This is a genomic window from Paenibacillus castaneae, assembly GCF_002884445.1.
GTDB classification, from domain to species: Bacteria; Bacillota; Bacilli; order Paenibacillales; family Paenibacillaceae; genus Pristimantibacillus; species Pristimantibacillus castaneae.
This window is the reverse complement of record NZ_KZ614144.1, coordinates 1717018-1732995: the sequence shown is the minus strand read 5'-3', so window position 1 is coordinate 1732995 and position 15978 is coordinate 1717018. Positions and strand designations below refer to the sequence as shown.

Here is a 15978-nt window from a genome sequence, read left to right as displayed (position 1 = left end):
CTGGATTGATCTCTCTGCATTCCCATTAGCCACGTGTAATCACCACTCTTTTTCTAGTCTCTTTAGCAAACATCTTGCCTGGATTCAGTAAGTTATGCGGGTCGAAGGCTTGTTTGATGCCACGCATCACTTCAATGCCTGTCTTTCCGATTTTCCATTCCAGGAATGGAGCTTTGACCAACCCGACACCGTGTTCTCCGGTTATGGTCCCTCCCAGTTCGATCGCCGCCTCAAAAATCTCTTCAAATGCCTGCTCTACGCGATGCACTTCATCATGATCCCTTGCATCTGTAGTTGCCGTAGGATGAAGATTTCCATCCCCCGCGTGTCCGAATGTGGCGATTGAAACATTGTACTTACGAGCAATTTCATTAATACGCAGTACCATATCAGCGATTTTGGACCGTGGAACCGTTGCATCCTCCAAGATGGTCGTTGGACGAAGCCGTGCGAGCGCAGTAAAAGCACTTCGCCGTGCTGTTAACAACTTCTCTGCATGCTCTCTACTCTCCGCCACCTCCACTCTATCTGCACTCTCCGCTTCGCAGATTTCTCGAATACGCTCAATATCACGTTCTACAGCTTCCAAGTCGCCGTCCTGTTCGATCAGAAGAATCGCCTCCATATCACGTGGAAGGCCCAGCTTGGCAAAATCGTCTACGACCCGAATCGTTGGATTATCCATAAATTCAAGAGTTGCAGGGATAATCTTGGCTTCAATAATTCGAGATACCGTTCTAGCAGCCCCGTAGAGATCTTTATACATAGCAAGCATTGTTTTCTTACTCTTCGGAGGCGGTACCAGCTTCAAGGTTGCCTCGGTAATAATCGCGAGCGTACCCTCGGAGCCTACTAACAGTTTGGTTAGATCATAGCCCGCGACATCCTTCATCAGCTTCCCGCCAGTCCGAATAATTTCACCGCTTGCCAAAACGGCTTCAAGACCAATTACATAATCCTTTGTCGTGCCATATTTCAAACCGCGAAGTCCCCCTGAGCACTCGGCGATATTGCCGCCTATCGTCGATATTCGCATACTGCTGGGATCCGGCGGATAAAAAAGTCCAAGCGATTCGATATGTGTGATAAATTCCGCCGTTATGATCCCCGGTTGTACCGTTGCCGTTAAATTTTCCAAATCGACTTCTAAAATTTGATTCATACGATGCATCACCATCACGACCCCGCCATGGACGGGAACTGTGCCGCCACATAGATTAGAACCAGAGCCGCGAGATACAACCGGTACGCTGTAGAATGCTAAGTTTTTCATGATTTCCGCTACCTGATATGTATCCTTTGGATAAATCACGCCGTCAGGGAGGCTTTGAAGCATAGGTGTCCCATCATAAGAATGTGCAACCAATGCCTCTTTATCGTCCCTAAAGTTTTCCTCTCCGACAATTTGGCGAAGCTTGCGAGTTAAAACCCGATCCAGCACGGTGACTTCACTCCCTCTATTCGATATAAGTCAGGTCATCTGATGTGTTACTCGTCAGGTCGTCAGATGACTTTTCTCAGATTATATGCTAATCTTATTACGTTGTATAGTCCTTTTATTATGTCGTGTTCACTTTTAATCAATGGAGGCTTCAATGAAAATAAATACCCAAAAAGGCCATGAGCTGGTCGCTAACCACATTTTACTCAAGATTCAGGATAGAGAATGGCAACCTGGAGAACGGATCCCATCGGTCGTCGAATTGGCCGAGCTTTACGGTGTAGGACGTTCTACTATTAGAGAGGCAGTGAGCGCGCTTAAAGCAATGGGGTGGCTAGATGTTCGACAAGGAGGAGGAACTTTTGTAAAATCGGTGCTTCCAACAGATGTCAAACATGATGCAACTCATTTATTTACTGACGCCGATTCATTAATCGAGCTCCTTGAAGTCCGTATGGCGTTGGAAATTAGAGCTGCATCTCTTGCTGCCGAAAGACGCATCTCCACAGATTTGCTTCGATTAAGAGAACTAATTGCTGAAATGGAGATTGGACTTGAACGTAATGATACGTCAGAGGGCGAACGTGCCGATGTTGAGTTTCACATGGCTATAGTGAGAGCTTCCGGGAATTCCCTGCTGATTCAGCTGATGGAATCAATGTCTGATCGGTTTAACGAGTCCATCCGTCAAACCAGGGAACTTTGGTTTTATAGTGAGAAGGCATCAGCTTCTCGCTTGCTTCACGAGCATCAAATGATATATGAAGCCATTGAGCAACAGGATAAGAAATTAGCTGAGAGCTTAATTACTGACCACTTATCCAAAGTTGAGCAGGTACTCCGGGAGGCTTTAAAAGCCTAATGTATATGCTCAGCTTGTATAATAAATCTCTTTGATAAAAATATCATTCTTGCAGGCATAGCTTTACTTATCGGTTTATGGAGCCGCAGGCTGCACCTGTCTGGCTCCTTTTCCCCCTTGAATCACACGCCTTCGACAAGCTCGATGCCTGCTTCCGCACACGCTTCACACAACTCAACTGCGGGAAGCTTGTCCGTAATGACGCGGTGTACTTGCCCAAGATCGGCAAAGGAGATAAAATCCTTAGCGCCGAATTTCGTATGGTCCATCAGTACATTGACTTCCGAGGCTTGGCGTATGGCCGTTTTTTTGATTTCCGCTTCATACATATTGGAATTGCTGAAGCCATGCTCGGCAGACAATCCGGTCGTTCCCAGGAACACTCGGGTATAAGCCATTGATCCGATCATATTTTCGGCAAATGGCCCGATTACTGTCGAGGTCGCCTCCAAAATCATGCCCCCGGACAAAATCGTCGGTATCCGCTTCTCCTGCAGCTCATTCGCGACGTTAAGTGCATTCGTGACGACCGTAATCGCAAAGCCCGGCTTGAGCGCGCGTACCACCTCAATCGTCGTTGTTCCCCCATCGATAAAGATGTATTCTCCAGCTTGAATGAGCGCTGACGCCGTACGGCCAATACTTGCCTTCTCATCCGCCATAAGCCCAGTTCGATCCTTCAGGGCGATATCCTTGCCGAGCAAAATCGCACCGCCGAACGTCCTTCGCAAAATGCCCGCCTGCTCCAGCTTCTCCAAATCCCGGCGAATCGTCATTTCCGTCACCGCGAACATCGTTTTCATATTATTCATACGGATTTCTCCGTGTATCTCGAGCTGCTCCTTTATCCGTTGCTGCCGATCGTTTAAGCTGGTAGGCATGCTTCGCCACTCCCATTACTATATTTCATTTACGTCTCCTTATTATTGCAATGGTTCAGCCAATGTTCAACTCCCAATTGTACCGAACGGACTGTCCCGGCTGCAAAATAAGCAAACGGCGCTGCTGCGATTCTTCCGCAATACCCTCTACCAAGCCGTTCGACGGCTCAATGCCGAGTACGTAGGTGCCTGCGCCCGCCATTTTCCACTGCACCAAATGAGGAAGCGTATCCGTAGACCAGCTTAACGCTGCGGTCAAAGGAATGGTTCGATTACCTGCTTGTGGAAAATGCGGCTGAAATAGCTTAACCTCCGCCTGCACAGTCGGCTCCAGCCTATGATAATAGACGCGCTCCTGAAAACCCGCCTCTGGTTCCTGCCACCGATCATAGTCTGCATATGACGCAGCAGCATCTCTTGGTGTAACCGAACCGGCAGGAAACTGGATCGTTGACTCTGGAGACAGGAGCGGATAACCAAAATTAAAATGGTAAAGCATCATATGAGGCGCAGGCTCGCTGCCTGCATTTCCCACAAGGTCGGTCACTGTTATTTTGTTCTCTCCAAGGCGTGAGCGAATTTCGCGGTGCATACGCAAATGGCCGCCAAATAATGCGGTTTCCTCGACGGTGCCTCGGATCACCATCTCATATTCATCTCCCTGCCATTCTCCCTCGGCACATACCTGGCGAGCCGGCAGATGGTGAACGCGTCCGTGCAGCCCATAGCTTTTGCCTTCATACGTAGAAGGTGCACCGATATTTATCAAACCACAGGTCATCATGAGACCGCCGGAGGCCGTTCGCAGCCAGCCTGCTCCCTCCGGCTCGTAATACATCGGATGAACGTCGCCTCCAGCAGACTGCCAGCTAATAGGGACGCCGCCAAATTCAGCCAATGAGAAATCAAGGCCTTTGGTCGGGGTGACGGTATACGCTAGCCCTGCACCTGTCCTCACTTGAATAAATTCCATGCCGCGCTCCGGCCCCTCATCCCCCAAATAGCGCCGGATGCCGCCGATTTGCTCGATGCGTCCCACATGCGCAGTCAGTTCCTTGCGCGTCCAGTGCCGGCCATATAAATACATCGATTATTCCTCTATGACAACAGGCATACGCCGGATGTTCGGGTCCGTGAAAATATCAAACTCATCGCGGCTTGTGCTGGAGAACTCCGACACGACCGCTCCCTCGCTCCCAGCTTGGAACCAGTGCAGCGTCTCCGGCGGAATCGTATGCTGTTGTCCGGGAAGCAGCACGATTTCATGGAATACGGTGTAATGCGATTGGCTTCTCGGCGGTATGATTGCTTCAATAGTGTCAGATTGCTCGCCCTCCACATAAAGCAGCACTTTGCCTGCCCGGCAGCGGAACGTTTCCATTTTGCCGGGCAAATCGCCTACCACTGGATGCTTATGCTCCGGACAAGTCTGACCGGGAAACAACACAAGCTCCTTCGCACAATAACGGTCCGTATTAATATAAGTCACAAGCTGAAGCCCCTGCGTCTCCAAATCATTGAGTCCAAAGGATGCTACTTCAAGCTGTTCGCGCTCTTCTGGCGACAACACGATTCCTGCAACCTGAAGCAGCTGAGCCGCGCGCGTTTGAGCGGCCTTAACCTGACTGCGGGTGATCATAGCTTTTTCGTCCCCTTTACCGATTCATTTGTCATCTCAAGATCCCGTGTCCCCTGCCACACCGCTGCGTTCATTTGTAATTGAATGCGAGCTTCTGCAAAAGATGGATTTGGCGGATACGCTTCCCACCCTGCTGCAATGCGTGCTTGCACATCAGCCCAACTTGGGATTCCGCTTACAGCATCCGGCCTCTCGACATTGCACGCGCCGGTGCCCACCGCGCCAAGCAGTGTCTCCTCCGGCTGCAAGCCTTGCAGGAAACCGGAGAGAAAGCCGGCAATTGTGCAATCGCCCGCGCCAGTCGTACCTGCTACCTCCACCTTAAAGCATGGAGCGTACAGCTCACGGTTAAGCCAGCCTGCTGCATCGTCTCCAAGGCCGCAGCGGCCGGTATTCTCAAGCCGTGCTGCTTCACTTGTCGTGCGCAAATACAAACCATGCTCGCCGAGCTTGAACACAACGATAGCCGCTCCCATAGCAAGCAGCTCTGAAGAGAGCTCCGCAAGCAAGGAAGCCTCCACATGCTCAATCAGCTGCTCACTGCCATGACTTTCTTTCATCGCCTCATAAGTCTCTCTTCTAAGCATATACAAAATTTCTTCGATGCTGGGCAGGAACAAATCCACATAAGGAAGCACTTCCGCTAGCAGCCGCTGCCAGTCAATCTGCCCCGCCTTCGCATCCGGGTCCGGCTTCGCCATGTCCATGGACGTGGTGGCGCCTGCTTCCTTCGCCTTTTGCATCAGGCGGCTTAGCTCAGCGCCATTGTGCTCATACATGCGCCGCATGAGCGGCGGATAGCCGAAATGAAACAGCCCCGCCTCCTGTAGTGCTTCTTCTGTTATATCCTCCGCTTGAAACGTATCATTGGCTCCTGTGCAATGAAGGAACATCCGATCTACGTGAGGCGGGTTAATGACAATCGAATAGGAGCTAGGCTCCCCATCCGCTACGATCATGCCTTCGGCAAGCGATTCATGCTGTTTTTTTAAAATCGAGAGAATGGCCTCGCCAAAAAAATCATTGCCTACCTTGCCCATCAGCTGTACAGGAATGCCTAGCCGATGCAAAGCCAGCCCTGTATTGGCAACCGCGCCCCCGGTGGAAAGGGCTGCCTCTCCGATATTGAGCAATTTGCCCGGCACCATTTGGAACGGCCCGCCCTGTATGGAAGGAATAATGTCCAGACAGATATGGCCGCCTACGATGACAGGATAAGAAGCCGCTCGTTTTGCCAACTTAGTTCCCCCATTGAATTGGAATGGTCTTGCCGGATCGGTTCGATTCCAATGCTGCTGTGAATACGCGGTGGCTTCCCTCTGACTCTTCCGGCGTTGCGCAGCGGAACGGCTGCGCCATTCCTTCTGCTCCGTTCGCCACCTCATCGCAAAAGGCTGCCCACATTTGAAGAATCGAATCGGAAAAGCCAAATTCAAAGATTGAGCCCGTAATCGTGCCATAAGCCGATTGGTAAGGCGCATCCATCACATGCCACGCTTGGCTTCCGCCGGGCTCATAAGGCAGCCAGGCTAACTGCTTCGGATTTTTTGTCGAAAACTCGGCGGATAATTGTGTCCCCTGGATTCGTATAAACCATGTATTGGCATGGCCGGGCGCAATTCGTTTCGTGGAAAGCACCATCGGAAACTGCTGCTCCTCCGTCTTTACCTCACATGCCAAAATCGCATTGTCCCACGTCTCGCAAGGCGACATGCCGCCTTTGCCATCTGGCCGCTCTTCCACGACCTTACTTAGCAGCGCTCTAACATTTTGCGGCTGCCAGCCGAAGCGAAGCGGCAGATGGAGCACATGCATGCCCAAATCGCCCATACAACCATATTCGCCATTCGTTGCAATTCTCCGCTTCCAGTTGATTGGCTTTAGCGGGTCGAGGTCACTGGAATGCCAGAAACCGGCTTCCACTTCTATGATTTTGCCAAACTTGCCTTCGGTTACCCACTTAGACAGCTGAAGGGCACCCGGATAGAAAGGAAACTCCGAAGAGCAGCGCACGATGACATTCGGATGCGCTTTCATTTCCTTGCGGATGAGCACATTCGCTTCTTGATCAATACCAAACGGCTTCTCCCCGAGCAGATGCTTGCCCGCCCGAATGATATCCGTATACAGCTGGGCATGCAGGTTATGGGGAACAGCGCAATAAACGGCATCCACGTCCGGGTCAGCCAGAAGCTGCTTATAATCCTGATACGTGCGCTTAATGGTCGGCACCGCTTGTTCAAACCAGGTAGTTGCCGCGGGGTTAGCATCGCATACAGCTGTGATAACCGGAGCGAAATCCACATCCGTCAAATGGCACCAGCGCGCTGCCGCGCTGGCGAATTCTTTGCCCATCAGGCCGCAGCCAATGACGCCGAAACGAATTTCTTTTTTAGACATGAGCTCCACCCTCTCCATTCAAAACCGCAAGTGCCGTCTCCGCGCTGTCTCCTTTATGCACAATGCCCATAAGTGCCTGCGTCATGCGCTCCGGATCGGGATGCTGAATAACATTGCGTCCGTATACGATGCCTGCTGCGCCCTGCTCCATTAATTTCACCGTACGGTTAACGATCTCCTCGTCCGATGCCCGACCGCCGCCGCGTACCAGAACAGGAATGCCCGAAGCGACCTCGATAACCCGATGATATTGTTCGATTTGATCACAAGGATCGGCTTTGATGACATCCGCACCAAGTTCAACCGCTTGACGGACCAGTGGCATGATTTTTTGAATGTCGCCGTCGACCATATAACCGCCCTTTTGCTCGTTAGGCAGCATGACAAGCGGCTCCACCATCAGAACCATGCCAAACCGCTCGCATTCGGTTTTCAGCTTTGAGATGTTTTTGACACATTGATAATGCAAATCCGGCTGGTTCGGGAGCAGCAGCAGGTTTACACATACGGCTACCGCATCTAAGCGAACCGCATGCTCGATCGCGTGATCAACTACCTCGCTGAACAAATATTCCGGCAGCTTGGAGCCGTAAATATTCGCAGCGTCTGTTCGAAGCACAAGACCTGGCTTGTGCTTGCCCGGTATATTTTGCAAATGTCTGGCTTGGCCAAGGCTAAGCTGGATACAATCCGGATTGGCCCGTACGACGGTTTCAACAGCTTCCTTCATATTCTCGATCGATGCCAAAAAAGAAAATTCGTTAAAAAAACCGTGATCAATCGCTACGTCAAAGCATTTGCCTTCCTCGCTGAACATCCTCTTCAACCTTGCCTCTGCTGACATTTGGCTTCACCCTTTATTGTTATTTACAAACATCTTATGTTCGTTTATAACATTATTATAAAATGGCGATAGTCATCTGTCTAGCAAAAATTGTAAGTGAAGAAAATATGGCTGCAAGGATAAGGCATCTTTCCATTTGGAGGTGATGTGCGTATGGATCCACTTATCTGCGTTCCCCTAGACTGGAAAGAAGCTCTTCCTAAGCAGAGAGGCTGACCATCCAGGCAAGTGGCCTAGCTCGACAACCTTCTCTCCCCCAATTTAGTTTTACTGGACGCCAGCTCTAGTCTGCTGGCCAAGCGCTTCTGTGAGGAGCAGCAAGGTCAAGCCTTGACCATACAAGGTGGGGAACACGGGAACCTCGTTGTATGCTTCCAGACTTGCAAGCACGGGGGTGCCCCCCGATACTCCTGCGACTACGCCGCGTTCATTAATCTGCCGCAATAAACCCTCTAATGCCTGATCAGCATGCCCTTTCATGGTATGAGGAACTAGATTCTGTTTCACCGCTAAATACAATCCATATGCAATACCCGCGGAGCCCGATGTTTCCTCATAGTAATCAGGATAATCCAATACAGTAGGCCATAGTCCGCTTGCGTGTTGACATTTTGCCAATGCCATTGCCAGCTTCAAATATCTTCCTTTAATTTCGTCCAAAGTGTCACTACCGCCGCTAACTGACTCGACCTCGCTCAGAATCATAGGAATGCCACAGGCGATCCAGGCATTCGCGCGGTTCCAGCTTGCGCCGGACATCCAGTCGGCGGTTTCGCAGTTCCAGCCATGATAGACTAGGCCCGTATGCTCATCTTGAAGGGCACGAAGATGAATCAGTACCTGCTTTAGTGCCTCGTCCGCCAAGTAACGGCTATTTAGCAGCCGGGCTGCACGTGCAAGGAATAACACTGCCATAAATAGCGTATCTGCCCAAATCTGCTCACGAAAAGAAGCATTCTCTGTCACGGTATGCTCAAAGGCCCCCTCCCTCGTCTGCGGAGCCTCGTTCACCATCCAGTACGCAATTTCTCTCGTTTTCTCTTTATAAAACGCCTTTCCCGTCTCAACGTATAACATAGGAAACACCGCATAAGGCGCCATAGTATTAATGACCTTAGTGGCTCCTGATTCTGCAAGGTTTCTGCTGATCCAATCCTCAGTTTCCTCCAAAATCCTTTCGTCTCCGATAGCCAGACCAAATTGCACAGCTGCTACGATGCCGACTCCCGGATTCCAATCCCACTTCTCCCTATTCATGGCCCAATCGCTCCACTGATGGCCTCCCCACTCGTCCGGTCTACTGTGCATCATATATGAATATACGCTGCGCGCGGCTTCCTCCAACCTGCTCCACTTCAATTCCGATCGCATTTCCATTCCCATTTCTACACCTATTTCTGCATCCATCTCCATGCTTATTTCCCCCTCCTCGTTCAAAAAACATCACAAAAAACGGTTGCGGAATTCAGTAGGCGTAAGCCCGTACTGCTTCTTGAAACTCTCTCGGAAATGATCCTGATCCGTATAACCGATGCGGTCACATACCTCGTAGATCTTAATCCCGGGGTTCTCCAAAAGCCGAGAGGCTTCCTCCATGCGCAACCGAATAATCCAGTGATTCATCGTCATGCCGGTCACTTCTTTAAAAATAACATTCAAATATTTGTCGCTCAGTCCCACCGAGCCCGAAACATCCGATAAGGCCAGCTCCCTGCGTGCGTAATGCTCCTTTAAATACTGAAGCGCCTGCTCCACCAACTTTTTCTTCTTCAAGCTGCCTGCCCACTCCTCTGCAGGCAGCCCCTCCATCAGATTTGGAAGCTTCTCCTTCGCCGATTGCAAGGCAAAGTCCGACTCCTGCCGGGCCTCACGCTCTTTGCGCAGCTGACTCGCAGCCCGCATGAACACGGTTTGGATTTCCTGCGGATCGATCGGCTTTAGCACATATTCCAGCACCTGCAGCTTGACCGCCTGCCTTGCATGCTCAAATTCATTCAACCCGGATAAAATAATGCACCGAACACTAGGCTTTCGTGCTTTGACGGCTGCTATCAGCTCAAGCCCGTTCATGCGCGGCATCCCGATGTCAGTCAGCAGTAAATCTGGTGCCTCACGTTCAAGCCAAGCGAGTGCCTCTTCACCGTTCTCCGCGCTTCCCAGCAGCTTAATGCCCATTTTCTCCCACGGAATCGCCTTAACCAGCATGTCACGCACCGTCTTAACATCCTCCGCAATAAGCAGCTTCAGCATCTCTTAGCCCCCATTTTTCAAAACATTTGATCCGGTGGATATGGCAGCACAATCTCTACACATGTCCCGCCTGATACGTCCAAATAACGCAGGCCATATGCTTTCCCACAGTGGAGCTGGATTCTCCGATGAACATTCATCGTGCCAAAGCCGCTGCCTCCGTTCCTTTTGCCCCCTGTTTGATCACTGTTATTGAGATCGCCGTGAGTACCGGCAGGCTGCTCCATGAGCCTACGATTCATAGCTGCAGCATCGCAGCCGCGCCCGTTGTCCTCGACGCGAAGCACGAGCTTTCTCCCATCAAGCCTGACTGAAATGGTTATCCTGCATTCGGCCGGATGATCCGCAAAACCATGCACGATGGCGTTCTCCGCGAGCGGCTGCAGCGTGAGATGAACGATTCGCGCAGACAGCAGCTCTCCCGGCACCTGAATCACGACCTGCAGCTGCTCCAGCATCATCTGCTGTATATGCAGATAAGCCTCAACTTGAATGATCTCCTCCTCTAGGGAAATCCACGTTTCGCCGCGATTCAAGCCGTATCGGAACACATTAGCCAATGAGCGGACAATTTGACCCGTCTCCAAATCACCAGCCATAATCGCTCTGCAATTGATCAAATCGAGCGTGTTGTACAGGAAATGCGGATTAATCTGAGCATGCAGCAGCTCTAGCTGCAGCGCACGCCGCTCCATCTCTTCTTTAAACGAATTTTCGATTAGACTATGAAGCGTGACGAGCATCGAGGCAAACTTCTGATTAAGCTCATCCACCTCATAGATGCCCGTGTCCTGATAAGGCAGCGGCTCCTTAAACTCAGCCACCTCCGGGCGCTGGATCGCTGCGACAAGCCTCGTTATCGGAACGGTGACCCGCACCACAATCCGCCGCAGCCAGAAGCCTGCTACCAGCAAGGCTGCGGCGGCCGTTGCCGCGCCGATTCCAGAGATAGCAAACGTATATTTGTTGAAATGGCTCTCCGGTACGACCGTCAGCAGCCGCCAGCCGTTCTCCAGCGTATCGAACATTACCCTCTGCTTCTCTCCATCTATCCGCTTAACGATGGAACCTTTTGAGCCCACTATCGCCTGCACATAGGGAAGCTCTCCCACTGATTCAAGAAAGCTGTAACGCTCGCTGAAAATAACCCTGTCGTTCTGATCCAACAAGAGATGGTATCCCTTCTCCAGCGGTGCGTTGTCAAACACGCTCTTAATGCTCCTCGCGCTTGCGCCGATTATGACCGTGCCGATGCTCCGGCCGTCCTTGATGCTCGCTTTTTTCCTTGCCAAATAAATCATCGGCCCGCTTGCGCGGTTCGTCAATTCACCCCACCACAGCGACTGCCGCTCCCCGCTGCTCAAGCCCCGAAGCTTGCCCCCGTTGTACAAATCAGCAGCTTTGAAAATGCCCGTTATCGGATAGAAGTTGTCGGTTGCTAGCTCATAAAGCCCGCTTTCCGGTTCAAGCGCGATCGATACCACATAGGATTGCTGCACGACCTCCCGCGAGCCAAAATCGTTCAACAACGACAGCAGCGACAGGTTTTGCAGATTCGTCTGTAGTGCGAAATAGTCGCTAACGGCTTCGTAAGGCTCCTTGTATTCGTTTTCCAATAAGTTCTCGATGGACTGGTTGCTTATTACAAAGGCGGCCACGTTATTCATCGTGTCGAACTGATACCATACGTTCCGGTACACGAAATTCATCGATTGTTCGGCCATCTTCGCAGTATGGACGTTCTGGACACGGATCAGAATATAGCTGGCCGCCGTTGCAAAAAGCGCGATAAAGGTGACGATCAGTACAAAAATCGGAAGGTTCAATCTGGACAGCAATCCAGAATTCCCCCTCCGCTTACGAAGACGACCAGCCATTCCTTCCCCTCCTTGCTTGGAAAAATTCCTTTTATTGGTCAAAGAGCCTCTGCCCCGCTGCATGAGCAGCGGGGCAGGAGGCTATGAGTCTAGCTGTGGTTACTTTCCTGATTTTTGCTTGAAGGACGCTTCAAGCTCTTCCAATATTTTAGTTCCACCCTGCGATTTCCACTTTTCTGCAAAATCATCAAACTTCTTGATGTCCGCGCCCATAATAATTTGCGTAAACACGGAATCGCGAAGCGTATTTAGCTCCACCAGCTTGGCGATCTTCGTCGGAGAATCCAGGTAGTTGGATGCGTCTGTAATCTGGAATTTGTTGTTGATCGCGACGTCCAGCGACTCCGAGAAACGGAGCGGCAGCGATTCGAGGTATCTCGGCCAGCCAGTGAGGCCTGGAGCGAACAAATAGCTTTGCGTGCCGCGGAAATTGCCGTCCTTGTCCTGCTGCGTCTGCGGATCAACGAGGTCCGTAGCCGTTTTCAGCAAGCCGTTGTCCTCCTTGTAGTCCACGCCTTCAATGCCCCAAACCGTAAGCATTTGGTTTTCTAGCGACAACGATTCCTCGATAATAGCCAATACCTTCTTAGGGTCTTTGGTTTTCACGCTGATCGCATTCATCTGGGAGAAAGGTGCACCCATCGGAGCTACCGCAGTGCCGTCAGCACCAACAAGCGATCCGGTCAAGGCTAATTTCTTATAAGGCTGGTTAGCCTGGTCAGGCAAGCTTCCGTCTGAAGCAAGCTCCCCCTTCTTGATAAGCTCGTTCGTCTCGATTTGTGTGTCGTAGCCATTGGCGGTCGACCACCAGCCCATCCACGAGAACAGCTTGCCGCTGTACAGCTTCGTCCGCAGCTGCTCTTCCTTAATCGTTGCGAATTCCTTATCAATCAGGCCTTCGGCATACATTTTTTGCAGGAACAGTAGCGCTTCCTTCATTTTCGGATCGATATCATAATTGCTGAATTTGCCGTCTTGCTCCGTGAAGAAGCCTGGCGTTACGCCGAACGCTCCAAAAATATGGTCAAATGAGTTGTTCGCATATTTCGGCTCGCCGATCTGCGCAGTGTAGCCGCCAAGCGGAATCACGTCCTTCTTCTCTGCCTTGATCTTCTTCAAGGCGTTGTAATAGTCGTCCAGTGTCTGCGGCACCTCGGTTCCGATGTCCGTCAAATAGTCCTTCCGCATCACCAGATCCCAGCGGTAGCCAGCGCCTGGTCCGCCTTGGTAAGGAATGCCGTAAATTTTGCCGTTAACCTTGGCCTTTTCGAACACTTCCTTCGGAACCTCCCGCATAATGTTCGGCGTATCCTGCTCGTTGATCAGATCGGTCAGATCCACGAACGCTCCTTGCTGGGCATATTTTTGAAAATCGTCCACAAAATCAATTCGCACGACATCCGGAATTTCTCCGCTGGACATTTTCAGGTTAAGCTTTGTTTTGTATTGCTGAACATCGACCATCTCAGGCACGATTTTAATTTTGAGCTTCTCTTCAATCGCTTGCTTAACAACATCCTTCGAAGGATCATAAGGCTTGGAAATATCCTGTGCCTTCAGCCATTTGAATGTATAGGGCTCCTGTACCTCCGGCGCTGCAGTCGCTTCATTTGCCGTTGCTGACGGTGACGGTGAAGGCGAGGGAGACGGCGATGCTGCCCCCGAATTCGTGTTGCTGCTGCATCCCGCGACCAGCATCATGCCTGCCAATGCTGCTGCAAGCACCCCTTGCGGCCAAGCTTTCTTTTTCTTTAACATATATAACAGACCTCCTTCAATGTTATGGACTTGCTATATTTACCCTGATGGGGATAAACCGTTCGGAATGAAGCCAATACCTATCCTTTAACAGATCCAATGAGCATACCCTGCTCAAAAAATCGCTGAATAAACGGGTAGATGACAAGCATGGGCAGCGCAACGATCACAATCGCAGCCATCTGAATGCCGATCGTCGGCGGCGGTGTCGAGCCCGCTTGCTCAAGCAGTTCAGGCGGCAGGCTGGAGCTTGCAATAATCGTCCGCAGGACGAGCTGAACGGGCGCTTTGTGCCAATCGGTCACGTACAGCATGGCATTGAAGAAATCGTTCCAATAAACGACAAGATACAGCAGGCCGACAGTTGCAATAACCGGCATCGATAGCGGCAGCACAACTTGTCGCAATATTCTGAATTCAGAAGCGCCATCAATGGATGCGGATTCCCTCAAGCTCTCTGGAATACCTTCAAAAAATGATTTCATAATGATCATATTAAAGGCACTGAAAGCCATCACCAGAATGAGCACGTAATTCGTATTCAACAGCCCTAGTTCTTTGATCGTAATGTAGGTGGGAATCATTCCGCCTCTAAACAGCATCGTGAATACGAAGAAGAGCATAATCACTTTCCTGCCTGGCAGCCGCTTCTCCGCTAATGCGTAAGCGGAAGTAACGGTAAGGAACAATGCCAGGGCGACGCCGCCGACCGTATTGCGGATCGTGTTACCGTAGGACGTATAAATCATCGAGCCCTTCTTCAGCAAGTAGGTGTAGTAATCCAGGCTGATCGAGGACGGGAACAATATCAGCCCGTTCTTCTCACTAAAGATCGAATACGGCGTAAAAGATACGGAAATGACGTACCAGAACGGAAGGACAATAACGATGGTTAATACCGTTAAAATGACATAGTTGGAGGCGACAAACGCTGTCTCGCCTTTTGTGAGCTTCATCTGCTATCTTCCCTTCGTCAGAAAATGCCGGAATCATTGATGCGTTTGGCAATATGATTGGCAACCAGCACCATCACCAGCCCGATCACACCTTTGATCACGTCGGCTGCCGCGGCAAGACTGAGATTGAATTGCTCAATGCCGACACGGTAAATGTACGTATCCAAAATGTCACCTACCTCGAACACCATCGGATTGTACAGGTTGATTACTTGATCAAGACCAGCGCTCATGACATAACCGACCCTCAGAATAAAAATAACGATGATCGTTCCCGTTATGCCTGGCAGCGTAATGTGAATAATCCGTTTGAACCTCGTCGCTCCGTCCATAATGGCCGCTTCGTACACTTCCGGGTTCAGCCCTGCAATGGCTGCAATATAGATGATCGCTGCCCAGCCCATCTCCTTCATCGCGTCGGTGACAACCAGAATCGTCCGGAAGTAGCCGGGCTCAACGAGCAGATAAGCCGGATTTCCTCCGAAAAACTCAATGACCTTGTTCACGATGCCCGTCTCCGGCGAAAGCAGCAGCGTAATGATCCCACCGTAAACGACCCAGGATACGAAACGCGGCAAGTATACGGCGGTCTGCAGCGTCTTCTTGAACCAGACTGCACGAATCTCATTCAATGCAAGCGCTAACAAAATGGGGCATAAAAAACCGCTGATCATTTTGTACAAGCTAATCAGCAGCGTATTCCGAAAGGCGTTGCGGAACATCTCCGACTCGAACAGCATCTGGAAATACTTGAAACCGACCCACTCACTTCCAGAGAAGCCCTGAATGGCATTAAAGTCCATAAACGCGATGCTGATTCCGGACAACGGGAGGTAATCGAACAGGAATACCCATACGGTTGCGGGAAGCAGCAGTACGTACAAAAGCCTAAATTTCCATATCCTCCTTAGCCGCCTCGTCAGTGATGCTTCTCTTCCTTCGGTGAGCTTAGCGGTTACCTGCTCCATCCGGTTCTCCTCCAATCTTCTCTCTGTATGCTGCTAATAAGGAATGTGCTTACATTAGCTAGCTTAACGAAAATCAGAGTGGAGGAAAACCGGAGCAAAGGA

At 50.8% G+C, this 15978-nt stretch carries 14 protein-coding genes; 1 reads left to right on the top strand and 13 read right to left on the bottom strand.

The features are described 5' to 3' along the window. Positions 1–25: 25 nt before the first annotated feature. Positions 26–1441: an FAD-linked oxidase C-terminal domain-containing protein gene (locus CEF13_RS07430; RefSeq protein ID WP_102710118.1), complete on the bottom strand. Its 1416-nt coding sequence runs from the start codon at positions 1439–1441 to the stop codon at positions 26–28. Between the two features lie 154 nt (positions 1442–1595). Here CEF13_RS07430 and CEF13_RS07425 point away from each other — a divergent pair, with 154 nt between their 5' ends. Then, the gene (locus CEF13_RS07425) at positions 1596–2303 is read left to right on the top strand and encodes a FadR/GntR family transcriptional regulator (protein WP_243864719.1); all 708 of its coding nucleotides are present in this window, start codon (positions 1596–1598) and stop codon (positions 2301–2303) included. 122 nt (positions 2304–2425) lie between these two features. Here CEF13_RS07425 and CEF13_RS07420 read toward each other — a convergent pair whose 3' ends face one another. From CEF13_RS07420 to CEF13_RS07365, 12 genes are all read right to left on the bottom strand, one after another. Continuing rightward, positions 2426–3184: a DeoR/GlpR family DNA-binding transcription regulator gene (locus CEF13_RS07420; RefSeq protein WP_102710116.1), complete on the bottom strand. Its 759-nt coding sequence runs from the start codon at positions 3182–3184 to the stop codon at positions 2426–2428. Positions 3185–3239: 55 nt separating this feature from the next. Further along, a complete protein-coding gene (locus CEF13_RS07415; RefSeq protein ID WP_102710115.1) occupies positions 3240–4271 on the bottom strand; it encodes an aldose 1-epimerase family protein in 1032 nt (343 codons plus the stop codon). Positions 4272–4274: 3 nt separating this feature from the next. Then, the gene (locus tag CEF13_RS07410) at positions 4275–4823 is read right to left on the bottom strand and encodes a D-lyxose/D-mannose family sugar isomerase (protein WP_102710114.1); all 549 of its coding nucleotides are present in this window, start codon (positions 4821–4823) and stop codon (positions 4275–4277) included. Beyond that, the gene (locus CEF13_RS07405; RefSeq protein WP_243864733.1) at positions 4820–6061 is read right to left on the bottom strand and encodes a carbohydrate kinase family protein; all 1242 of its coding nucleotides are present in this window, start codon (positions 6059–6061) and stop codon (positions 4820–4822) included. Before CEF13_RS07405 ends, CEF13_RS07410 begins: the two co-directional genes overlap by 4 nt. Before the next feature lies 1 nt (position 6062). Then, complete coding sequence (locus tag CEF13_RS07400) at positions 6063–7223, bottom strand: Gfo/Idh/MocA family protein (RefSeq protein ID WP_102710113.1); 1161 nt, start codon at positions 7221–7223, stop codon at positions 6063–6065. Continuing rightward, a complete protein-coding gene (locus tag CEF13_RS07395) occupies positions 7216–8067 on the bottom strand; it encodes a class I fructose-bisphosphate aldolase (RefSeq protein WP_102710112.1) in 852 nt (283 codons plus the stop codon). Before CEF13_RS07395 ends, CEF13_RS07400 begins: the two co-directional genes overlap by 8 nt. A 267-nt stretch (positions 8068–8334) precedes the next feature. Beyond that, positions 8335–9480: a glycoside hydrolase family 88 protein gene (locus CEF13_RS07390; RefSeq protein WP_102710111.1), complete on the bottom strand. Its 1146-nt coding sequence runs from the start codon at positions 9478–9480 to the stop codon at positions 8335–8337. 30 nt (positions 9481–9510) lie between these two features. Next, positions 9511–10317, bottom strand: a complete 807-nt coding sequence (locus CEF13_RS07385; RefSeq protein ID WP_102710110.1) for a response regulator transcription factor — start codon at positions 10315–10317, stop codon at positions 9511–9513. A gap of 17 nt (positions 10318–10334) precedes the next feature. Further along, positions 10335–12194 carry a sensor histidine kinase gene (locus CEF13_RS07380; protein WP_166742890.1) on the bottom strand — a complete coding sequence of 620 codons (1860 nt, stop codon included), beginning with the start codon at positions 12192–12194 and terminating at the stop codon, positions 10335–10337. Positions 12195–12293: 99 nt separating this feature from the next. Next, the gene (locus CEF13_RS07375; RefSeq protein ID WP_102710108.1) at positions 12294–13952 is read right to left on the bottom strand and encodes an extracellular solute-binding protein; all 1659 of its coding nucleotides are present in this window, start codon (positions 13950–13952) and stop codon (positions 12294–12296) included. An 80-nt stretch (positions 13953–14032) separates the two neighbouring features. Beyond that, a complete protein-coding gene (locus tag CEF13_RS07370) occupies positions 14033–14908 on the bottom strand; it encodes a carbohydrate ABC transporter permease (protein ID WP_102710107.1) in 876 nt (291 codons plus the stop codon). 17 nt (positions 14909–14925) lie between these two features. After that, on the bottom strand, positions 14926–15876 hold the full coding sequence (locus CEF13_RS07365; RefSeq protein ID WP_102710106.1) for an ABC transporter permease: 951 nt from the start codon (positions 15874–15876) through the stop codon (positions 14926–14928). Positions 15877–15978: the final 102 nt, after the last annotated feature.